This window comes from Bradyrhizobium sp. 1, assembly GCF_023073315.1.
Classification (GTDB): Bacteria; Pseudomonadota; Alphaproteobacteria; order Rhizobiales; family Xanthobacteraceae; genus Bradyrhizobium.
The window spans coordinates 228,687-250,089 of record NZ_JADPJH010000014.1; the positions used below are offsets into that span (position 1 = coordinate 228,687).

At 64.0% G+C, this 21,403-nt stretch carries 16 protein-coding genes and 2 tRNA genes; 7 read left to right on the forward strand and 11 right to left on the reverse strand.

What is annotated here, in order from left to right; translation table 11 throughout:
* The first annotated feature begins 17 nt into the window (after positions 1 to 17).
* The 4 genes from ihpA to IVB29_RS09700 are packed head-to-tail and all read left to right on the forward strand — an operon-like array spanning position 18 to position 6,451.
* Entirely contained in the window at positions 18 to 1,292 is a 1,275-nt protein-coding gene (gene ihpA / locus IVB29_RS09685) for a divalent metal ion exporter subunit IhpA (protein WP_247503171.1), read from the forward strand.
* Positions 1,289 to 2,266 (forward strand): divalent metal ion exporter adaptor subunit IhpB, encoded by a 978-nt coding sequence (gene ihpB / locus IVB29_RS09690; RefSeq protein WP_247503172.1) that lies wholly within the window; start codon positions 1,289 to 1,291, stop codon positions 2,264 to 2,266. Before ihpA ends, ihpB begins: the two co-directional genes overlap by 4 nt.
* Positions 2,259 to 5,471 carry a CusA/CzcA family heavy metal efflux RND transporter gene (locus IVB29_RS09695; RefSeq protein ID WP_247503173.1) on the forward strand — a complete coding sequence of 1,071 codons (3,213 nt, stop codon included), beginning with the start codon at positions 2,259 to 2,261 and terminating at the stop codon, positions 5,469 to 5,471. The genes ihpB and IVB29_RS09695 overlap by 8 nt, the downstream gene beginning before the upstream one ends.
* Before the next feature lie 2 nt (positions 5,472 to 5,473).
* The gene (locus IVB29_RS09700; RefSeq protein ID WP_247503174.1) at positions 5,474 to 6,451 is read left to right on the forward strand and encodes a cation diffusion facilitator family transporter; all 978 of its coding nucleotides are present in this window, start codon (positions 5,474 to 5,476) and stop codon (positions 6,449 to 6,451) included.
* 6 nt (positions 6,452 to 6,457) lie between these two features.
* On the opposite strand, the gene IVB29_RS09705 is transcribed toward IVB29_RS09700, so the two are convergent.
* The 8 genes from IVB29_RS09705 to IVB29_RS09740 all read right to left on the reverse strand — a co-directional run bounded on the left by IVB29_RS09705 (position 6,458) and on the right by IVB29_RS09740 (position 15,050).
* The gene (locus IVB29_RS09705; RefSeq protein WP_247503175.1) at positions 6,458 to 7,318 is read right to left on the reverse strand and encodes a methyltransferase domain-containing protein; all 861 of its coding nucleotides are present in this window, start codon (positions 7,316 to 7,318) and stop codon (positions 6,458 to 6,460) included.
* Positions 7,319 to 7,449: 131 nt separating this feature from the next.
* A tRNA-Val gene (locus tag IVB29_RS09710) sits at positions 7,450 to 7,525 on the reverse strand.
* A 49-nt stretch (positions 7,526 to 7,574) separates the two neighbouring features.
* Complete coding sequence (locus IVB29_RS09715) at positions 7,575 to 7,979, reverse strand: GFA family protein (protein WP_247503176.1); 405 nt, start codon at positions 7,977 to 7,979, stop codon at positions 7,575 to 7,577.
* Positions 7,980 to 8,044: 65 nt separating this feature from the next.
* A complete protein-coding gene (gene lon / locus IVB29_RS09720) occupies positions 8,045 to 10,468 on the reverse strand; it encodes an endopeptidase La (protein WP_247503177.1) in 2,424 nt (807 codons plus the stop codon).
* 325 nt (positions 10,469 to 10,793) lie between these two features.
* A complete protein-coding gene (clpX, locus tag IVB29_RS09725) occupies positions 10,794 to 12,065 on the reverse strand; it encodes an ATP-dependent Clp protease ATP-binding subunit ClpX (RefSeq protein ID WP_247503178.1) in 1,272 nt (423 codons plus the stop codon).
* A 457-nt stretch (positions 12,066 to 12,522) separates the two neighbouring features.
* The gene (locus tag IVB29_RS09730) at positions 12,523 to 13,155 is read right to left on the reverse strand and encodes an ATP-dependent Clp protease proteolytic subunit (protein ID WP_247503179.1); all 633 of its coding nucleotides are present in this window, start codon (positions 13,153 to 13,155) and stop codon (positions 12,523 to 12,525) included.
* Positions 13,156 to 13,424: 269 nt separating this feature from the next.
* On the reverse strand, positions 13,425 to 14,786 hold the full coding sequence (tig, locus tag IVB29_RS09735; RefSeq protein ID WP_247503180.1) for a trigger factor: 1,362 nt from the start codon (positions 14,784 to 14,786) through the stop codon (positions 13,425 to 13,427).
* 179 nt (positions 14,787 to 14,965) lie between these two features.
* Positions 14,966 to 15,050: transfer RNA gene (locus IVB29_RS09740), tRNA-Leu, on the reverse strand.
* A gap of 153 nt (positions 15,051 to 15,203) precedes the next feature.
* On the opposite strand from IVB29_RS09740, the gene IVB29_RS09745 reads away from it, so the two are divergent.
* A complete protein-coding gene (locus tag IVB29_RS09745; protein ID WP_247503181.1) occupies positions 15,204 to 16,517 on the forward strand; it encodes a multicopper oxidase domain-containing protein in 1,314 nt (437 codons plus the stop codon).
* Between the two features lie 2 nt (positions 16,518 to 16,519).
* Here the strand turns inward: IVB29_RS09745 and IVB29_RS09750 are convergent, their stop codons facing one another.
* Entirely contained in the window at positions 16,520 to 16,963 is a 444-nt protein-coding gene (locus tag IVB29_RS09750; protein ID WP_247503182.1) for a GNAT family N-acetyltransferase, read from the reverse strand.
* The gene (locus IVB29_RS09755) at positions 16,963 to 18,462 is read right to left on the reverse strand and encodes an NAD(P)H-hydrate dehydratase (RefSeq protein ID WP_247503183.1); all 1,500 of its coding nucleotides are present in this window, start codon (positions 18,460 to 18,462) and stop codon (positions 16,963 to 16,965) included. Before IVB29_RS09755 ends, IVB29_RS09750 begins: the two co-directional genes overlap by 1 nt.
* A gap of 380 nt (positions 18,463 to 18,842) precedes the next feature.
* Here IVB29_RS09755 and IVB29_RS09760 point away from each other — a divergent pair, with 380 nt between their 5' ends.
* Positions 18,843 to 19,181 (forward strand): P-II family nitrogen regulator, encoded by a 339-nt coding sequence (locus IVB29_RS09760; RefSeq protein ID WP_007603495.1) that lies wholly within the window; start codon positions 18,843 to 18,845, stop codon positions 19,179 to 19,181.
* A gap of 153 nt (positions 19,182 to 19,334) precedes the next feature.
* Positions 19,335 to 20,744: a type I glutamate--ammonia ligase gene (gene glnA / locus IVB29_RS09765; RefSeq protein WP_247503184.1), complete on the forward strand. Its 1,410-nt coding sequence runs from the start codon at positions 19,335 to 19,337 to the stop codon at positions 20,742 to 20,744.
* A 247-nt stretch (positions 20,745 to 20,991) separates the two neighbouring features.
* Here glnA and IVB29_RS09770 read toward each other — a convergent pair whose 3' ends face one another.
* Complete coding sequence (locus IVB29_RS09770; RefSeq protein WP_247503185.1) at positions 20,992 to 21,255, reverse strand: tautomerase family protein; 264 nt, start codon at positions 21,253 to 21,255, stop codon at positions 20,992 to 20,994.
* Positions 21,256 to 21,403: the final 148 nt, after the last annotated feature.

Here is a 21,403-nt window from a genome sequence, read left to right on the forward strand (position 1 = left end):
GTTCACAGGTCATCTTCATGTCTTGCAGACGGACTGCCGCGCGCCTTGCGTGCGCGATGGCGATTTTCGTTGGCCCCTGGCTGACGCGGCACGCGCACGCCCAGACCCTGACGATGCGCGCGGCGCTGTCGCGCGCACTGGCCGCAAGCCCGCGCCTGACGGCGGCGGAGCGCGATGTCGGCATCGCGACGGGCCAGCGCATCCAGGCGGGCGCCCTGCTCAATCCGGAACTGTCCTATGAGCAGGATAATTCGTTCGGCTCGGGCAACTATCGCGGCACCAGATCGGCCGAGACCACGCTCCAGATCAGCCAGGCCTTTGAGTTGTTCGGCAAGCGCGACGCGCGGATTGCCGCGGGCGCGGCCGGCATCGAGGTTGCCGCGATCCAGCGCAAGGCCGTCAGGCTTGAGGTGCTGTCGGAAACCGCGATCGCCTTCCTCAGCGTGCTCGGCGCACAGCGGCGGATCCAGATCCTCGACGAGCAGATCACCGCGATCGACCGGTTGACGCCGCTGCTGCGCCGCCGCGTCGAAGCCGGCGCCTCCTCACCGGCCGAGACCGGTCGCGCCGAGGTGGCGTCCGCGCTGGTGAAAGCCGATCGCGAACGCTTCAAGGCGACGCTGGCGAGCGCCCGGCGCGAGCTTGCGGTGCTGATGGGCGATCCCGCCGCGAAATTCGGCGAGGTCTCCGGCCGGCTCGACATCATGGGTAAGACGCCGACATTCCAGTCGGTCGTCGCCGCCATCGACGCCAATCCGCAGCTTGTGCGCTGGACTGCCGTCTATGCCCAGCGCAATGCCGAGCTGCTGATGGCAAGGCTCAGGCCCTATCCCGACGTGCGGATCGCGGCCGGCTGGCGCCATTTCAACGAGACCAATGGCGACGCGATGCGCCTCACCGTCTCGGTGCCGATTCCTGTATTCGATCAGAACCAGGGCAACATCCTCTCGGCCCAGGAGAGCCTCGCGAAAACCAAAGCCGAGCGCGAGGCCAACCGCAACACGCTGATCGTGGTGGCAGGCCGCGCCTACGACTCGCTGCAAGGCTCGCTACGCGAGCTCGCGGTGCTGCGCGAGACTGCAATTCCCAAGGCCACGGAAGCTTCGGACGCAATCGCGCAGGGCTACGGACAGGGCCGCTTCACCCTGCTCGAAGTGCTCGACGCCCAGGCCAGCGTGACCCAGGCGCGGCTGCGCGAGCAGGAGGCGCTCCAGAACTTCCACGCGGGCGTCGCCACCATCGAAGGCCTCGTCGGCAATCCCTTTGCGCTGGCCCGGGAGGGCGCACGATGAAGACATCCTCCACCATCCTCGTCGCTATCGTTGCCGCCGCGCTCGGCGCTTACGGCACTTCCCTGCTCGCTCCGGCCAAGGTGACGCACACCGAGCACGCCGAGGAGAAGAAGCCGGAGAAGCCGAACGACCACGTCGAGCAGGACGAGCACGGCGCCGACCGCATCCGCATCTCCGACGTCAAGCTCGCCGCCGCCGGCGTTGTGCTGGCGGAGGCCGCGAGCGCGACGCTGACTGATACGCTGTCCTTCAACGGCATCTTGCGCGCCAACCAGGAGGCAGTCGTTCAGGTCACGCCGCGCTTTCCCGGAATTGCAAAATCGATCCAGAAGCGCATCGGCGACAGGGTTGGCAAGGACGATCTGCTCGCCACCATCGAGAGCAACCAGAGCCTGACCGTCTATGAGCTGAAGGCGCCGATCGCGGGCACCGTCATCGAGCGCCAGATCTCGCTCGGCGAATACGCCTCCGAGCAGAAGCCAGCCTTCGTCGTCGCCGACCTCTCCTCCATCTGGGTCGACCTCTCCATCTACCGGCAGGATCTCAGGCGCGTTCGCCTTAACGACGAGGTGCTGATCGATCCCGACGACGGCCGCGGCGAGATCAAGGGCACGATCTCTTATATCGCGCCGATCGGCTCGAGCGACACCCAGACCGCGCTCGCGCGCGTCGTGCTTCCAAATCCCGACGGCCGGCTGCGGCCCGGCCTGTTCGTCACGGCACGGCTGATCCTGGCCGCCCGCAACGTCGCGGTCGCCGTGCGCAAAAGCGCAATCCAGACGCTGGAGAACCGGACCATCGTGTTTGTCCGCGAGGACGGCGACAAGATCGAGGCGCGCCCGGTCGAGCTTGGCGATTCCGATCCGCGCCATGTCGAGATCAAGGCGGGCCTTTCGGCCGGCGAGCATTACGTCGCGGAAAACAGCTTTGTCGTGAAGGCGGAGATGGGCAAGGGCGAGGCCGAGCATGATTGAGCGTCTCATCGCGGTCTCGCTGCAACAGCGCTGGCTGGTCCTGCTGCTCGCGCTCGGCGCCGTCGCGTTCGGGGCCTGGAATTTCCAGCGCCTTCCGATCGACGCCGTGCCTGACATCACCAATGTCCAGGTCCAGATCAACACCCGCGCCCCCGGCTATTCCCCGCTGGAGACCGAGCAGCGCATCACCTTCCCCGTCGAGACCGCGATGGGCGGCCTGCCAAAACTCGACTACACGCGGTCGCTGTCGCGCTATGGCCTCAGCCAGGTGACGGTCGTGTTCAAGGACGGCACCGACATCTACTTCGCCCGCCAGCTCGTGGGCGAACGCATCCAGCAGGTGAAAGACCAGCTTCCGGCCGGCATCGAGGTCGCGATGGGCCCGCTCTCGACCGGGCTTGGCGAAATCTTCATGTACACCGTCGAAGCGAAGGCGGGCGCGAAGACGCAAGCCGGCCACGACTATTCGCTGACGGAGCTCCGCACCGTGCAGGACTGGATCATCCGGCCGCAGCTCCGCAACGTACCGGGGGTGATCGAGGTCAACACCATCGGCGGCTTCGAGCGGCAATTCCACGTGCTGCCTGACACCGGCAAGCTGATGGCCTACCGGCTCGGCTTCCGCGACGTCATGACGGCGCTGGCCGCCAACAACGCCAATGTCGGCGCCGGCTATATCGAGCGCAATGGCGAGCAATATCTGGTCCGCTCGCCAGGCCAGGTCGGCAATATCAGCGAGATCCAGGACATCGTGATCGGCTCGCGCGGCGGCAATCCCGTCAGGATCAGGGATGTTGCAGACGTCACCGAAGGCCGCGACCTGCGCACGGGCGCAGCGACCCGCGACGGCGAGGAAACCGTGCTCGGCACCGCCATGCTGCTGATCGGCGAGAACAGCCGCACGGTGGCGCGCCGTGTCGCGGCCCGGCTGGAAGACATCGCCAAATCGCTGCCCGACGGCGTCGTGACGCGAACCGTCTACGACCGCACGCATCTGGTCGAGGCCACGGTCCGCACCGTCGAAAACAACCTGCTGGAAGGCGCGGCCCTCGTCGTGGCAGTGCTGTTCCTGATCCTCGGCAACATCCGGGCCGCGCTCGTGGTGGCCTGCGTCATTCCACTCTCGATGGCCATGACCATCACCGGCATGGTGGAGACAAAAGTCAGCGCCAACCTGATGAGCCTGGGTGCGATCGACTTCGGCATCATCGTCGACGGCGCCGTGATCATCGTCGAGAACTGCCTGCGGATGCTGGCCGTGGCCCAGCGCGAGAAAGGCGGCCTGCTCTCCACCCCCGAACGGCTGCGCACGATCCTGCGCGGGTCGCGCGAGGTCATCAAGCCGAGCCTGTTCGGAACGCTGATCATCGCGGTGGTCTATTTGCCCGTGCTGACGCTGACCGGCGTCGAGGGCAAGATGTTCACGCCGATGGCGCTGACCGTGCTGATGGCGCTCGGCGCCGCCGCTTTGTTCTCCATCACCTTCGTGCCGGCGGCAGTCGCCATCTTCGTCACCGGCAAGGTGTCGGAACACGAGAACCTGTTCATGCGGGTGGCGAAGCGCGCCTATCTTCCCCTGCTCCGCTTTGCCATCGATAACCGCGGCGCGGTCGCCATCATGGCCGCACTCATCGTGGTTGCGAGCGGTGTCGCCGCCTCGCGCATGGGCGGCGAGTTCATTCCGAGCCTGGACGAAGGCGACGTGGCGCTGGCCTCGATCCGGATTCCCGGCACCAGCCTCACCCAGTCGCTGGACCTCCAGAAGGCGCTGGAAAAGCGCATCATGCAGATTCCGGAGGTAAAGGAGTTCTTCACCCGCATCGGCACCGCGGAGGTCGCCACCGATCCGATGTCACCGGCGCAGACCGATGGCTACGTCATGCTGAAGCCGCGCGCCGAATGGCCCGACCCCGACAAGCCGAAATCGGAGGTGATCGACGCCATCGACAAGGCCGCCGACGACATTCCCGGTAGCGCCTATGAAATCTCCCAACCGGTCCAGTTTCGCGTCAACGAGCTGATCTCCGGCGTGCGCAGCGATGTCGGCATAAAAGTCTTCGGCGACGACCTCGACATCCTGCAAGGCGCGGCCAAGCAGGTCGAGGCCGCGATCCGCGGCATCCGCGGTGCCAGCGACATCAAGATCGAGCAGGTCTCGGGCCTGCCGATCCTCACCGTGCGCCTCGATCGCCAGGCGCTTGCCCGCTATGGCCTCAGCATCGGCGAGGTGCAGGGCATCGTCGAAATCGCGGTGGGCGGCAAGTCGGCCGGAAAGCTGTTCGAAGGCGATCGCCGTTTCGATATCGTCGTGCGCCTGCCGGAGCATCTGCGTGGCAATCTCGATGCCATCAGGGCCATCCCGATCCCGCTGCCGCCGAGCGAGGACGCGAGCGCTCCGATTCGAACGGCATTGCCTGCCTCTCCCCTCGCCCAGATGCGCTATGTGCCGCTGTCGTCGGTCGCCACCGTCGATGCGACGCCCGGCCCGAACCAGATCAGCCGCGAAAACGGCAAGCGGCGGATCGTCGTCACCGCCAATGTCCGCGCGCGCGATCTCGGCTCGTTCGTGAGCGAGGCGGAAGCCGCCGTCGCCGAGAAGGTCAAGCTCCCGCCCGGCTATTGGATCGGCTGGGGCGGACAGTTCGAGCAACTGGTCTCGGCGACCAAGCGGTTGACCATTGTCGTGCCGGTCGCGTTGCTGCTGGTGTTTTTGCTGCTGTTCATGGGCATGGGATCGGCGGCCGATGCGGCGCTGGTATTCTCCGGCGTGCCGCTGGCGCTGACCGGGGGCGTTGCGGCGCTGCTGCTGCGCGGCATCCCCCTGTCGATCAGCGCCGGGGTCGGCTTTATCGCGCTGTCGGGCGTCGCCGTGCTCAACGGGCTCGTCATCATCGCCTTCATCGAGCGGCTGCGCAGCGAGGGGCGGCCGGTCGCCGAGGCCGTGCGCGAGGGTGCGCTGACACGGCTGCGGCCGGTGCTGATGACGGCGCTGGTGGCCTCGCTCGGCTTCGTGCCGATGGCGCTCGCCACCGGCGCCGGCGCCGAGGTGCAGCGGCCGCTCGCGACCGTGGTGATCGGCGGCATCATCTCCTCGACCGTGCTGACGCTGCTGGTGCTGCCGGCGCTCTACGTGCTGTTCCGCCGTGACGTCGCAAACGAAACGCCTACAATGGCGGCTGATTTGGCGGCTTCCGGGGAGCGCTAGGTTTGGGCAGCCACGACCACCACAGCCATGAGCATGCCGGCCACAGGCATGATCATGGTCACGACCACAGCCATGCTCTTGGTCCTGGCCACGGGCATGTCCATACGCCGGCCAATTTCGGCAAGGCCTTTGCGATCGGCATTGCCCTCAACACCGCGCTGGTCGTGGCGGAAGCCGTCTACGGCTATCTCGGCAACTCCACCGCGCTGCTGGCAGATGCCGGCCATAATCTGTCCGACGTGCTCGGGCTGATCGTAGCCTGGTGCGCATCGATCGCGGCGAGGCGCGCGCCGAGCGGCCGCTTCACCTATGGACTGCGCGCCTCCACGATCCTGGCGGCGCTTGCGAATGCCGTGTTCCTGCTGGTCGCTACCGGCGCGATCGGCTGGGAGGCAATCCTGCGCCTGCGCGAACCGGAGCCGGTCGCCGGCGTGACCGTGATGGTGGTGGCCGGCATCGGCATCCTCATCAACGGTTTTACCGCCATGCTGTTCGCGAGCGGACGCAAGGACGACATCAACATCGAAGGCGCTTATCTGCACATGGCCGCTGACGCTGCGGTCTCGCTTGGTGTCGCGGTCTCGGCGGCGCTGATCATCTGGACCGGCTGGCTCTGGCTCGATCCCGTCACCAGCCTCGTCATCTGCGTCACCATCCTCTGGAGCACCACCAGCCTGCTGCGCGGCTCCATCGACATGTCGATGGCAGCCGCCCCCAAGGGCACCGATCTTGCCGCGATCAAGGCGTTTTTGCTCGCGCGTCCCGGTGTGAGCGCGATCCACGATCTCCACGTCTGGCCGATCTCGACCACCGAGACGGCGCTGACCTGCCATCTCGTGATCCCCGCAGGTGGCGGCGATGCTTTCCTGATGGAAACCGCGCAGCTGCTGAAGACGTCCTTCCGCATCGGCCACACTACGCTTCAGGTTGAGACCCATCCCGACAATGGCTGCGCGCTGGCGCCGGATGATGTGGTGTGAGGGGAGCTACCCCGCCTTCGCCGTCACGATCCAGATCGCGCCCTGGAGCGCCACCGACTGTCCCTTCAGAAACGGCGCGAGCATCTCGCGGATCGAGGCCTTTGCCGCTGCGTACGTCTCCGGCGGATGGCCCTGCAGCGCGCGGCTGGCGGGGCCGATCTGTAGCGAGCCTTCGACGGCAGCGTCGAGGCCGCCGCCGATGGCGACATCCATCGGAAGATTCTGCGGCTCCATCGCCACGTCGACGAAACCAGCGCCTTTCAAAATGCGCGTCACGCGCTCTTCCGAGGCGAAAGCGAACGGGCCCGGCTCCTCCGGCCCGACCGGCGGCATTTTCGGCACGTGTTTGTAGACCGCCATCAGCGGCGCCATCATCCACGGATTTTCCTTCGGCTCGCGCCAGCAGGCGAAGGCGAGTCGTCCGGTCGGCTTCAGTGCCCGGCGGAGATTGGTGAAGGACGCGATCGGATCGGCGAAGAACATCACGCCGAAGCGCGAGGCAAGCAAGTCAAAGCTCGCCGGCTCGAACGGATGCACCGTTGCATCCGCCAGCGCGAAATCCAGCGGCAGCCCTTTTGGCGCAAACGCGCGCGCCTGCGACAACATCGGCTCGAAGACGTCGAGGCCCAGTGCGAATCCATCAGGCGCGACCGCCTTCGCGAACGCGAACGTCGTCGCACCAGAGCCGCAGCCGACGTCGATCACGCGCTCGCCCGGCCTTGGTTTCGCGCGCGCGATAAGGGCGTCCGCGATCGGCCCAAGCAGACTTTCCTGCGCCGTCGCACGATCAGCCCAGCGCTGCCCGCTCGGTCCGTTCCAGTAAGCGATCTGGTCGGCGTTCTGCTCGTGTCCGCTTGGCTGTTCCATTGGGGCTTCCCTCGCTCGAAGTCGACACTCATCGCGAAGGCTGGCTTGCCGCGCCGGAGCTTGCGGCGGGAAGCCCGCCTCCGCCCGTTGGGCTCCGGCGTGGCAGCCTGCTCCGCTTCGCGAGCGCGGGCTGGTGGGCGATCACGGATTCGAACCGCGGACCCTCTCGGTGTAAACGAGATGCTCTAACCGCTGAGCTAATCGCCCCACGGCGCCTCTTTATCCCCACCCGCCCTTGGTCGGCAAGTCCGGAACATCAATCCCCCGGCCGGCCCGGCAGCAACGGCACTGCGTCGATCCACACCGCGGCCGACTGGCACCAGATCTGCCTCACGGGGCGCAATGTGTCGCGCTGGCGGATCGATCCCCAACGGATACCCCAATCGTCGGCCTGGTCGCCCTCACCGCTGGTGAACAGCGGGGAACCGCAATCGGCGCAAAAATGCTGGAAGCGCGTCCGGCCGTTGTCGCCGCGCTTGCCGTAGACTTTTGGCGTGCCGGCGGTCAGCCTGACGTCGGCCTCGGTGCAGATCGCGGTGACCCGGAACGGCGATCCGGTCAGGCTCTGGCAGTCGGTGCAATGGCACACCGAGACCGCCTCGGGATCGACCTCGGCCTCGAAGGTGATCTGCCCGCAATGGCATTGCCCGTCGATCTGCATCGCTAGCCCTCAAAACAAAAACGGCGCCCGAAGGCGCCGTTTTATCATCTTTTCCGATTGCGATCTCAGTGAGCGGTCAGGCCGCCGGCGGCTTCGTCGCCGTCCGGCTTCACCGTCACCTTGGTGTCCTCTTCCCAGACGATCGGCACGGGCTTCTTGACCAGCGCCTTGGCGACGACGTCGTCCAGTCTGGAGACCGGAATGATCTCCATGCCGCCCTTGATCGCATCGGAAATCTCCGTGAGATCCTTGGCGTTGTCCTCGGGGATCAGCACCGTCTTGATGCCGCCGCGGGCCGCAGCCAGCAGCTTCTCCTTCAGACCGCCGATCGGCAGCACGCGACCGCGCAGCGTGATCTCGCCGGTCATCGCGACATCGTGCCGGACCGGGATGCCGGTCATGACCGAGATGATCGCGGTGGCCATGGCCACGCCCGCAGACGGACCGTCCTTCGGCGTCGCGCCTTCGGGCACGTGCACGTGGATGTCGCGCCGGTCGAACAGCGGCGGCTCGATGCCGTAGACGATCGCGCGCGAGCGGACATAGGACGCCGCCGCGGAGATCGATTCCTTCATGACGTCGCGCAAGTTTCCCGTGACCGTCATTTTGCCCTTGCCGGGCATCATGACGCCTTCGATGGTCAGGAGCTCGCCGCCGACATCGGTCCAGGCCAAACCGGTGACGATGCCGATCTGCGGCTCGCTCTCGATCTCGCCGTAGCGGTACTTCGGCACGCCGAGCAACTCTTCCAGAGTCTTCTCGGTGACCTTGACCGTCTTCTTCTTGGAAATCATCAGCTCCTTCACCGCCTTGCGGGCGAGTGTCGAAAGCTCACGCTCCAGATTACGCACGCCCGCTTCGCGGGTGTAGCGGCGGATCAACAGCAGCAGCGCGTCGTCGTCGATCGAGAACTCCTTGGAGTCCAGGCCATGCTTGGACACCGCGGTCGGGATCAGATGCTTGCGCGCGATCTCGACCTTCTCGTTCTCGGTGTAGCCCGCGATCCGGATGATCTCCATGCGGTCCATCAGCGGTCCCGGAATATTGAGCGTATTCGCGGTCGTGATGAACATCACGTTGGACAGATCGTAGTCGACCTCGAGATAATGGTCGTTGAACGTCGCGTTCTGCTCGGGGTCGAGGACCTCGAGCAAAGCCGAGGACGGATCGCCGCGGAAATCGGCGCCCATCTTGTCGATCTCGTCCAGCAGGAACAGCGGATTGGACGACTTCGCCTTCCGCATCGACTGGATGATCTTGCCGGGCATCGAGCCGATATAGGTGCGGCGGTGACCGCGGATCTCGGCCTCGTCGCGCACGCCGCCGAGCGAGACGCGCACGAATTCGCGCCCCGTCGCCTTCGCGATCGACTTGCCGAGCGAGGTCTTGCCGACGCCGGGAGGCCCAACGAGGCACAGGATCGGGCCGGTCAACTTGTTGGCGCGCGACTGCACCGCGAGATACTCGACGATGCGTTCCTTGACCTTCTCCAGCCCGTAGTGATCGGAGTCGAGGGTCGCCTGTGCCGATTCCAGGTCCTTCTTGACCTTGGACTTCTTGTTCCACGGGATCGACAGCAGCCAGTCCAGATAGTTGCGCACGACGGTCGCTTCCGCGGACATCGGCGACATCTGGCGCAGCTTCTTCAACTCGTGCTGCGCTTTTTCGCGGGCTTCCTTGGAGAGCTTGGTCTTCGAAATCTTCTCTTCGAGATCGGCGAGCTCGTCGCGACCTTCGTCGTCGCCGAGTTCCTTCTGGATCGCCTTCATCTGCTCGTTGAGATAGTACTCGCGCTGGGTCTTCTCCATCTGGCGCTTGACGCGCGAGCGGATGCGCTTCTCGACCTGCAGCACCGAGATCTCGCTCTCCATCAGGCCCAGCACCTTCTCCAGGCGCGTGGTGACGGACAGCGTCTCCAGGATCTGCTGGCGATCCGCGATCTTGACGGCGAGATGCGAAGCGACGGTGTCGGCGAGCTTGGCAAAATCGGTGATCGCCTGCACGACACCGACGACCTCGGCCGAGATCTTCTTGTTGAGCTTCACATAGCTCTCGAAGTCGGACACGACAGAGCGCGACATGGCTTCCGCCTCGACCGACTTGCCATCGGTGTCGGCGAGCGCAACGGCTGTTGCTTCATAATATTCGGCGCGATCGGTATACTTCTGCACGCGCGCACGCTCGAGGCCTTCGACCAGCACCTTCACGGTGCCGTCGGGAAGCTTCAAGAGCTGGAGCACGCTGGCAAGCGTACCGGTCTCGTAAATGGAATCGGGCGCCGGATCGTCGTCGGACGCGTTCTTCTGCGTCGCGAGCATGATCAGCGCGTCGTTCTTCATCACCTCTTCGAGCGCGCGGATCGACTTCTCGCGGCCGACGAAGAGCGGAACGATCATGTGCGGGAAGACGACGATGTCGCGCAGGGGCAGCACGGGATAGGCGTGCGTTTCGCCATGAACGATGGTCGGCCGCGGTTTTGGATTGGTCATGGCCTTTTCCTTTTGCTTTGCCCCCTTGCACGCAGCCCGCCATGCTCATGCGCAACCGCCACAAGGTGCCGAGGTGATCTAAAAGACCGGTCTACCATTCGCAGGTTGGACCAAGCTTGCCAGATCGGAACTGAGGCGAATCTTGAACAGAATTCTCGCTCGCCACCGACATTAGGTGGCTATCGACCGGGGGGGTGTCAAGTCATTGAAAGACGCGCGCCATCAGGCGCTTACGCACGCGAACAAGCGACGCAACACCGGCTGCGGAGAACCTTTCCGCAGCCGCTACTATCAAAGACGATTGGAGCGTTCCAGCGCCGAGAAATCAGGCGCTGGCGTTCTCGACGGCGCGATCGGACCGATCGGCGTAGATGTAGAGCGGACGCGCCGTTCCTTCCACGACTTCGCGGGAAATCACGACTTCTTCCACACCTTCCAGACCCGGCAGGTCGAACATGGTCTCGAGCAGGATCGCCTCGAGGATCGAACGCAGACCACGCGCGCCGGTCTTGCGTTCGATCGCCTTGCGGGCGACCGCGCCAAGCGCCTCGTCGGCGAAGGTCAGCTCGATGTTCTCCATCTCGAACAGCCGCTGGTACTGTTTCACCAGCGCGTTCTTCGGTTCGACCAGGATCTTCTTCAGCGAGGCCTCATCGAGATCCTCGAGCGTCGCGACCACCGGCAGACGGCCGACGAACTCCGGGATCAGGCCGTACTTCAGCAGATCCTCGGGCTCGACGTGGCGGAAGATCTCGCCGGTGCGGCGGTCTTCCGGCGCGAGCACCTGGGCTGCGAACCCGATCGAGGTCGAGCGTCCGCGTGCCGAGATGATCTTTTCCAGGCCAGAGAACGCACCACCGCAGATGAACAGGATGTTGGTGGTGTCCACCTGCAGGAATTCCTGCTGTGGATGCTTGCGGCCGCCCTGCGGCGGGACCGAAGCCACCGTGCCTTCCATGATCTTGAGCAGCGCCTGCTGCACGCCCTCACCCGACACGTCGCGCGTGATCGAGGGATTGTCAGACTTGCGGCTGATCTTGTCGATTTCGTCGATATAGACGATGCCGCGCTGGGCACGCTCGACATTGTAGTCGGCGGCCTGGAGCAGCTTCAGGATGATGTTCTCGACGTCCTCACCGACATAGCCGGCTTCGGTCAGCGTCGTCGCATCCGCCATCGTGAACGGAACGTCCAGGATTCGGGCGAGCGTCTGCGCGAGCAGCGTCTTGCCCGAACCGGTCGGACCGATCAGCAGGATGTTCGACTTCGCAAGCTCGACGTCGTTGTGCTTGGTCTGGTGGTTGAGGCGCTTGTAGTGGTTGTGCACCGCGACCGACAGGACCTTCTTCGCATGGCTCTGTCCGATCACGTAATCGTCCAGCACCTTGCAGATTTCCTTCGGCGTCGGAATGCCGTCGCGCGACTTCACCAGCGAGGATTTGTTTTCCTCACGGATGATGTCCATGCAGAGCTCAACGCACTCGTCGCAAATGAAGACCGTGGGACCCGCGATCAGTTTGCGGACTTCGTGCTGGCTCTTGCCGCAGAACGAGCAATATAGCGTGTTCTTGGAGTCGCTCGTGCCGACCTTACTCATTCATGTCTCCGTCCGCGGTTCGATCCCGCTCGATCGTCCCGTCCCGATACGTCGGCGGGCAAGGGATTCAAATAGAGCAAATTCCGTACCAAAAAAGACCCTACGCGTTACATCCCGTGCGAATCACGGTCACTTATTCTCCCGCGATCATAGCCGATCATTCGTAGCCAACCATGCTGTCACCCGACTATCAAGAATTCGCTAATCGGGGGTCGCCGGCTACCCGTGACAATACCGTGATTTCCGGTCTTGGCACGGGCGAAGTGATCGAAATCACCCCGACGTTGCTGGATTGCCACGAAAAACAAGCACGAAAGCGGAACTTTCTGCCTGTCGCAGGGCGCAAAACTCCGTTTTGCAATGCGCGCACACGTACCTAACGTGAACGCGCCCCTGACGGTCTCTTACGGGATCCCCAAAAGTTTTCAGGAGGGATCGCCGTAACAGACCAGTAGTGCTACGGGGCCTTCGCCGCAGGCTCTTCGATGCGCTTGTCGATGACCTTGTCGACCAGGCCGAACTCCTTGGCGTCGTTCGCGGTCAGGAACTTGTCGCGTTCCAGCGCGTCCTCGATCGTCTTGTAGGTCTGGCCGGTATGCTTCACGTAGATCTCGTTGAGCCGCTTCTTCAGGTTCAGGATTTCCTGGGCGTGCAGCATGATGTCGGTGGCCTGGCCCTGGAAGCCGCCGGAGGGCTGGTGCACCATGATGCGCGCGTTCGGCAGCGAGAAGCGCATGTCCTTCTCGCCGGCGCAAAGCAGCAGCGAGCCCATCGACGCGGCCTGGCCCGTGCACAGGGTCGAGACCGGCGGGCGGATGAACTGCATGGTGTCGTAGATCGCAAGGCCCGACGTCACCACGCCACCCGGCGAGTTGATGTACATCGAGATTTCCTTCTTCGGATTTTCCGCCTCAAGGAACAACAGCTGCGCGACGATCAGCGTCGACATGCCGTCCTCGACCGGACCGGTCAGGAAGATGATGCGCTCTTTCAGAAGGCGCGAGAAAATGTCGTAGGCGCGCTCGCCACGGTTGGTCTGCTCGACCACCATGGGCACCAGGTTCATGTAGGTTTCAACCGGATCGCGCATGAATCACCTAGGGTTTAGAGGCGGACATCGCCAGTCTGGCTGGATTTGCCGGAAGGCGGATGGACGTCCCGTGATGCAGGAAGTTGGTAGAGGCAGAACGCATTAGGTACCGACAGATATAGCCCAATTCACGCCAGACAAGTGCGGAACGAATTAAGGCTTAATCGACCGGGCACTTGAAGCTGATTCTCGCGAAAAGGCCCAGCCAACCACATGGCTAGCCGGGCCCTTCCGCTGATCATCCTTAATGGAAGGCTTGTTCAAAGCCTTCAGGCAGCGGTCTTTTCCGCCTCGTCGTCCTTGTAAAGATCCTCGCGCGAAACCTTCTTCTCGGTCACGTTGGCGAGCTCGAGGATGAAGTCGACGACCTTGTCCTCGTAGATCGGTGCACGAAGCTGGGCCAGCGCCTGGGCGTTGCTGCGATAGTAGTCCCAGACTTCCTTCTCGCGGCCGGGCATCGAGCGCGCGCGTTCGATCACGGCGCGGCCGACCTCGTCGTCGGTCACGGTGATCTTGTTCTTCTCGCCGATCTCGGAGAGCACGAGGCCGAGGCGGACGCGGCGGTCGGCGATCTTGCGGTACTCTTCCTTGGCCTTGTCCTCAGTGGTGTCCTCGTCGGCAAAGGTCTTGCCGGCGGAGTCCATCTCGGCCTTGACCGAGTTCCACATCAGGTTGAACTCTTCGTCGACGAGCGAGGGCGGCGCCTCGAAGCGATGGGCCTCGTCGAGTTGGTCGAGCAGCGCGCGCTTGACGCGCTGGCGCGTTGTACCCGCGAACTCGGCCGAGAGACGCTCGCGTGCGGCTTCCTTCAGCTTGTCCAGCGATTCGAGGCCGAGGGTCTTGGCGAACTCGTCGTCGATCGCGACGTCCTGCGGCGATTCGATCAGGGTCGCGGTGGTCTCGAACTCGGCCGGCTGGCCGGCGAGCTTGTCGTTCATGTAATTCTTGGGGAACGACACTTTCAGCGTGCGCGTCTCGTTGACGCCGATGCCGACGAGTTGCTCCTCGAAACCCGGGATGAAGGTGTTGGATCCGATCGCAACCTGGATGCCTTCGCCGGTGCCGCCCTCGAAGAGCTCGCCGTTGATGGAGCCCTTGAAGTTGATGGTGACGCGGTCACCCGATTCGGCCTTCGCGCCTTCTGCCTTCGCGGCATAGCCGCGGTTGGTGTCGGCGATGCGCTTGATCGCCTCGTCGACGTCGGTGTCGGAGACATCAGCGACGGGCTTCTCGACCTGGAAGGCCTTGAAGTCGGCGAGCGCGATCGCGGGCACCACCTCGATCGCGACCGTGTAGGTCAGATCGGTTTTGCCGTTCAGCAGCTCCTCGACCTCGGCCTGCTCGCTCGGCATGGTGATCTTCGGCTCGGTCGCGAGCTTGAAGCCGCGCTCGGAGAACAGCTGCGTGTTGGTGTCGCGAATGGTCTGGTCGATGGTCTCGGCCATCACCGAACGGCCATAGACCTTCTTGAGATGCGCGACCGGCACCTTGCCGGGACGGAAGCCGTTGATTTTGACCTTGTCCTTGAGGTCGACGAGCTTGGCGCCGGCCTTGGCGTCGAGATCAGACGCGGAAACGCTGATCTTGAACTCGTGCTTCAAACCTTCCGAGAGGGTTTCTGTGACCTGCATGGCGTCCAATCTTCTTCTCGTTCGGTCCCGGCACGCTATCGCGTCGGGACGCTGTCATTAATCGATCCGGCGCGAAGCAAACGCCTCAACGACGGTGGCTCATCGAACCCGGCCCCAGGCGGACAAACATCCGCGCGGAGCGAGGCCCCTCAGTAATCCGTGCAAACGCTGAAAGCGCTTGGTGCGGGCGGAGGGACTCGAACCCCCACAACTTTCGTCACTGGAACCTAAATCCAGCGCGTCTACCAGTTCCGCCACGCCCGCGTAAATTTGCATCAAGACCGGCCGCGATGCCGCGGGCGGCGGGCTTATAGCATGTGCCCGCCTGTTCGCAGCAAAAAAATGGCCGTGTGGACGCCTGCTCGAGGTAAGCATCGCGGCTGGACTTATCCAGCGCCACATGGTCCGCATTGCCGCATGAAAACGCGGATTTTTGCCCCGACGAGACGTGAGGTTTTAGCCGGGCTCGGAGCCTCCGTTGGAGCCTCGTCGGCCGGGCTGATGGCCGGCGGCGCGGGCCCGCTCGTGACCGCCCAGCTTGCGCTTCAGGCAAGGGCGGCGACCCTGGATCTGAGGCCGGGTCAGCCGGCTACACCAATCTGGGAGCTGGCCGCCGTAAGCCACCTTGGAGACGTCCGTCTCAAGCGTTTTGACAGCTACCAATTGGTCTTCCGGAACGAGTTGCCTGTGCCGCTTGCGCCAGTCTGGTACGGCCTGAATGCTCCGGCCGTGACCGACCAGTTCCGGGGCCGCGCGCCGGTGGCCCCGGACAAGACTGAAACATCAATGATTTCAACGCCAAACGCAGGGACCCTGCTGGCTGACTTCCGGCTCTTCGAGGACGGCCAGAAGGCGCCCGCGCGACCGCTTCCGATCATCGTCGCCGAGTCCAGCCGGGTCGCCGTCGATCGTGACGTGATCCTCCTGATCGAGGAATGGCGCCTGCGGCCGGATGGGACCGCGCTTCCTCCGGGGCGAGACCCGAAGGACACGACGGCGCTCTATACAATCAACGGCAAGACTTCATTCGAACTTTCAGCTTCGGCCGGCGAGCGGCTGCGGCTGCGCTTTATCAATGGCTCCCAACGCTCTGTTCTGGCGATCAAATTGGAGAACCACGAGGTCCAGATGATGGCCCTTGACGGACAACCGGCAGAGCCATTCCCGGCGCGCAACGGCGCCTTGGTGCTGGCCCCCGGCGCGCGTGCCGATGCCTTTGTGGATGCGACCACGTCGGCCCCATTCCTGCTCCATGACGGCAAGAAGGCATACCAGATCGGAAGCCTCACGATATCAGGCAAGCTGGAGCGCCTGCCGCTGTTGCCTCCTCAGCCCCTCCCTTTGAACGACATGCCCGAGAAGCTCGATCTGAGAGGCGCCCTGCGGTTCGACGTCGCGCTCGGGGTGCCCGAGGCCGGCTGGACGCGGCCAGCGAACGTCTCGACCGCCTCCGCCCCGACGTTCCGCGCCAAGGCCGGCCGCACCGTGGTGCTGGCCCTCAAGAACCCCGGCCCGGTCGCGACCGTCTTCCATCTTCACGGCCACCATTTCCGCCTGCTCGACAAGCTCGACGATGGCTGGAAGCCTTATTGGCTCGATACGCTCGCGATCGAGCCCGGCCAGACCCAGCGCATCGCGTTCGCGGCGACCTCCCCCGGACGATGGCTGCTCGAATCAGTCGTGACCGACTGGGCCGCGCCCCGGCTGGTGCGCTGGTACGGGGTGGAGTGACGCTATCGATTGGCACGCGTCCAGAGGTAGCGGGCGTCAGGCTCTTTCTCCTCGTTCAGCGCCCCGTCGGTCTGCTCGACCAGCGCAAATCCGCGCCCTTCATAGAAGCGCCGTGCCGGCGCATTGCGCTGGAAGGTCCAGAGCTCCAACCGTTCGCAGGCGTCTTTGGCGACGTTGAGGAGTTCGGTGCCGACGCCGCGGCCTTGGGCCGCCGGACGCACGTAGAGCTGCTCGACCCAGTCGTCGCGGAAGGCGATGATCCCGCTCAGGGCGTCATCATCGAAACGTCCCCACACGCGGCACGCCGGAAAGACACGCTCGCGATAGAACCAGCGGTCCTCTTCCGGCGTATGCAGCCCGACGAGCCACGGCATCGCATGGTCGAACGCCGTCCGGTGGACCTGCGCGGCTGCGCCCATGTCGGCGAGCGCGAGCTGTCTGAGCACTAATACTCCACCCCGAGCGCACCATAGATCCGCCGGTGCACGGCCGGCAGCGTCTCGGTCAGATCCTCCGCGATCAGTCCCGGGCCTGCTTCACTTCCCGCCTCGCCATGCATCCATACACCGATGCTGGCGGCCTCGAAGGCCGGCACGCCTTGCGCCAGGAGGCCTGCAATGATGCCGGCGAGCACGTCGCCGGCGCCGCCCGTGGCCAGCCATGGCGGCGCGTTGGCGGCGATGGTGGCGCGGCCGTCGGGCGCGGCGATGGTGGTGTCCGGGCCCTTCAGCAGCACCACCGCGCCACAGCGCTCGGCGGCGGCGCGGACGCGCTCGAGCTTGGAGCGGCCCGGATTCTTGTTGCTGAGATCGGAGAACAGGCGCGGAAACTCGCCCTCATGCGGCGTCAGCACCACAGCACTGTCGCCAGAGGATTTGATCGACTCAAACAGCCGCTCGGGATTCGCGGCAAAGCTCGTCAGCGCATCCGCGTCCAGCACCAGATGCCGCTGCGCGTTAAGCGCGGTATGGACCATGTCGCAGGTGCGATCACCGACGCCTGCACCGGGGCCGATGATGCAGGTGTTGTAACGCTTGTCGCCGAGCAGCTCGCCGAACTCGATCGCGGTATCGACGGGGCGTACCATCACCGCGGTGAGCGCAGCCGCATTGATGGCAAGCGCATCGCGCGGACTCGCGAGCGTCACCAGGCCCGCGCCCGCACGCAACGCCCCGCGCGCGGCAAGCCGCGCAGCTCCGGTCGCGGCCATATCACCTGATACCGCGAGTACATGCCCTCGCGCGTATTTATGGCCGTCGATACGTGGCACCGGAAAGGCCGCGCCCCAGAAATCCGGATCGTTCTCGAAGATCTCAGGCCTGATCTCGTCCAGCACCTGCGCGTCGATGCCGATGTCGGCGACGCGTACATGCCCGCAATGCATCCGGCCCGGCAGCAAGAGATGCGCCGGCTTCTTGCGGAAGAAGGTGACGGTCTCGGTCGCGTTGACCGCAACGCCGAGCACGGCGGCGCTGGTGCCGTTGATGCCGCTCGGCAGGTCGACCGCAAGGACCGGCGCGCCATTGGTGTTGATCGCCTCGATCATTGCGCGCGCCTCGCCCTCGACGGGACGGCTGAGGCCCGCGCCGAACAGCGCATCGATGATCAGCGCCGGCTTGCCGATCGCCTGCGGATTGAACGGGAGCACCGGGTGCTTCCAGCCGCGCGCTGCGGAGGCCGCATCGCCCTGGAGCTGGTCGCGCTCGCACATCAGGATGATCGAGACCTCCCGCCCCTGGGCGGCGAGCTCGGCGGCTGCGACAAAACCGTCGCCGCCATTGTTGCCGGGGCCGGCCACGATCAGGATCGGCCCCTCCTCCACCAGCGCATTGGCGGCCTCAGCGACCGCCTGGCCCGCGCTCAGCATCAGCTTGAAGCCGGGCGTGCCGGCCGCAATCGAGAGCTGGTCGGCCCGCTGCATTTCAGCGTTGGTCAGAACTTCCATGCCACTTCCCTGGTCCAAACGCCTTTACAACAGGCACGTTCCGTGCCGATCCATACACCGGAACAATGATCTGCATAGGAATTGAACCGTTTGCCTATTTCGTAGTCTGAGGTATTTTAAGCCGGTCGGGTCTACCTATCAGGGATGCTCGTTAAAAGGCTGATAACGCTCCAATAATCAGGGCATTTGCAACTTGGCATAGACCCTGCTTTCGAGGAAGCCGCTTCGGTTCGTCGTGCTCACTGGCATTCATCAGGGTGTGACCGGCCGCCGCTGGGCTGGTCAGGCATCCCGGCATAGCGAAGACAAGATCGTGCGTTAAGAAAAGCGCATCCTGACGAAGACGTTGCTATTTGTTCGATAAGGCCGGGAGGCGCGCAGTGAAGAAAATCGAAGCCATCATCAAGCCGTTCAAGCTCGACGAGGTGAAGGAAGCGCTTCAGGAAGTCGGCCTTCAGGGCATCACCGTGACCGAGGCCAAGGGTTTTGGCCGCCAGAAGGGTCATGCCGAGCTCTACCGCGGCGCAGAATACATCGTCGACTTCCTGCCCAAGGTGAAGATCGAGATCGTGATCGGCGACGATCTGGTCGAGCGCGCCATCGACGCGATCCGACGCGCCGCGCAAACCGGGCGCATCGGCGACGGCAAGATCTTCGTCTCCAATATCGAAGAGGCGATCCGCATCCGAACCGGCGAATCCGGGCTGGACGCTATCTGAGCCGGGTGCTATCCCGCATTTTGCGACACTCTGACAAGAAATAAGGCTGCTTCGGCGGCCTGATTTTGTTTGTGCGATCGTGCGCGAACTCGCCAAAAGCGAGAACAATCCTGCTCACCTGGAAACCGACCCGCAGAGCCAAAAGGGGTATGCATGAAGACCGCCAAAGACGTCCTGAAATCGATCAAGGACAACGACGTCAAATACGTCGACCTGCGCTTCACCGATCCGCGTGGCAAGTGGCAGCATGTGACGTTCGACATCAGCATGATCGATGAAGATATCTTCGCCGAAGGCACGATGTTCGACGGCTCCTCGATCGCCGGCTGGAAGGCGATCAACGAGTCCGACATGTGCCTGATGCCGGACCCGGTGACCGCGACGATCGATCCGTTCTTCGCCGAGACCACCATGGTCATCACCTGCGACGTGCTCGAGCCGACCACCGGCGAGCCCTACAACCGCGACCCCCGCGGCATCGCCAAGAAGGCGGAAGCCATGGTGAAGTCGATGGGCGTGGGCGACAGCGTGTTCGTCGGCCCCGAAGCCGAGTTCTTCGTGTTCGACGACGTGCGCTTCTCCGCCACCCCCTACAACACCGGCTTCCGCCTCGATTCCTCGGAGCTGCCGACCAACTCCGACACCGAATATGAAGGCGGCAATCTCGGCCACCGCGTCCGCACCAAGGGTGGCTACTTCCCGGTCCCGCCGCAGGACTCGGTGCAGGACATGCGCTCGGAAATGCTCGGCGCCATGGCCAAGATGGGCGTCAAGGTCGAGAAGCACCATCACGAAGTCGCTTCCGCCCAGCACGAGCTCGGCATGAAGTTCGACACGCTGACACTGATGGCCGACCACATGCAGATCTACAAATACTGCATCCACCAGGTCGCGCACATCTACGGCAAGACCGCCACCTTCATGCCGAAGCCGGTCTATGGCGACAACGGCTCGGGCATGCATGTGCATCAGTCGATCTGGAAGGACGGCAAGCCGGTGTTCGCCGGCAACAAATACGCCGACCTGTCGGAGACTTGCCTCCACTATATCGGCGGCATCATCAAGCACGCCAAGGCGATCAACGCCTTCACCAACCCGTCGACCAACTCCTACAAGCGTCTGGTCCCGGGCTATGAGGCCCCCGTGCTGCTCGCCTATTCCGCGCGCAACCGCTCGGCCTCCTGCCGCATCCCCTACACGGCGAACCCGAAGGCCAAGCGCGTCGAGGTCCGCTTCCCCGATCCGCTCGCCAATCCCTATCTCGGCTTCGCCTCGATGCTGATGGCCGGCCTCGACGGCATCAAGAACAAGATCGATCCGGGTCCGGCGATGGACAAGGACCTCTACGATCTGCCGAAGGAAGAGCTGAAGCAGATCCCGACGGTGTGCGGCTCGCTCCGCGAGGCGCTGGAAAACCTCGACAAGGACCGCGGCTTCCTCAAGGCCGGCGGCGTGTTCGACGACGACTTCATCGACGCTTACATCGAGCTGAAGATGACCGAAGTCGCCCGCTTCGAAATGACCCCGCATCCGGTCGAGTTCGACATGTACTATTCGGGCTAAGCCGCCTGAACAGGACACGACACACGAAAGGCGCCCCTCGGGGCGCCTTTTTGTTTTGGGCGCAGGATGCGAAGATTGAAAGCCATCAACTTTCGTTCTGCATCTGACTCCACTTCGTTCTCAAAGAACGAATCGGAATCGCGAAAACCGGCACGCACCAATTCTTGCCGATTGGTTTATTCCGTTCGGGATATTGCGAGCGCGGTTCGCAGGACGGGTTTCGCAAGGGTCGACCCATGCTGCCGCTCTACGCCTTCGGCCTTGCGACCCGCACCCCATCGGCTCCGATCGCTCCGAATGTACTCGCGATGATCTCGCTGGTCGGCTGCATGCCGCCGAGCGACCAGTGCGAGGGCTCCTGCTCCTCGATCCGGACCCAGATATTTTTGCGAAACTCCGGGCTGCCGTGCCCTTCGACCTCGACCACGAGGTCGGTGACGCGTTCGAGCAGCGTCTTCTTCTGCGCGGCGTCCAGAATGCCGCGGACGGTTGAAATGGTGATGTAAGGCATGTCTCTCTCCAATGATGTCGTGTGACGACGGAGCGAATTTGGACCTGGCGAGCCCGGTCAGGCAGTGGCGGATAAGACAGAGATCGGGCAATTTCCGCCACGCGCATCCCGCGCCGATCAGCTAGGATCGAAGCGACGGCCCGGAGGT

Coding starts and splice junctions, on each gene's coding strand:
- tig (WP_247503180.1), bottom strand. CDS start 14,786: ATGCAGGTCACAGAAACCCTCTCGGAAGGTTTGAAGCACGAGTTCAAG.
- lon (WP_247503177.1), bottom strand. CDS start 10,468: ATGACCAATCCAAAACCGCGGCCGACCATCGTTCATGGCGAAACGCAC.
- ihpA (WP_247503171.1), top strand. CDS start 18: ATGTCTTGCAGACGGACTGCCGCGCGCCTTGCGTGCGCGATGGCGATT.
- ihpB (WP_247503172.1), top strand. CDS start 1,289: ATGAAGACATCCTCCACCATCCTCGTCGCTATCGTTGCCGCCGCGCTC.
- IVB29_RS09730 (WP_247503179.1), bottom strand. CDS start 13,155: ATGCGCGATCCGGTTGAAACCTACATGAACCTGGTGCCCATGGTGGTC.
- IVB29_RS09705 (WP_247503175.1), bottom strand. CDS start 7,318: ATGGAACAGCCAAGCGGACACGAGCAGAACGCCGACCAGATCGCTTAC.
- IVB29_RS09770 (WP_247503185.1), bottom strand. CDS start 21,255: ATGCCTTACATCACCATTTCAACCGTCCGCGGCATTCTGGACGCCGCG.
- glnA (WP_247503184.1), top strand. CDS start 19,335: ATGAAGACCGCCAAAGACGTCCTGAAATCGATCAAGGACAACGACGTC.
- IVB29_RS09695 (WP_247503173.1), top strand. CDS start 2,259: ATGATTGAGCGTCTCATCGCGGTCTCGCTGCAACAGCGCTGGCTGGTC.
- clpX (WP_247503178.1), bottom strand. CDS start 12,065: ATGAGTAAGGTCGGCACGAGCGACTCCAAGAACACGCTATATTGCTCG.
- IVB29_RS09715 (WP_247503176.1), bottom strand. CDS start 7,979: ATGCAGATCGACGGGCAATGCCATTGCGGGCAGATCACCTTCGAGGCC.
- IVB29_RS09745 (WP_247503181.1), top strand. CDS start 15,204: ATGAAAACGCGGATTTTTGCCCCGACGAGACGTGAGGTTTTAGCCGGG.
- IVB29_RS09755 (WP_247503183.1), bottom strand. CDS start 18,462: ATGGAAGTTCTGACCAACGCTGAAATGCAGCGGGCCGACCAGCTCTCG.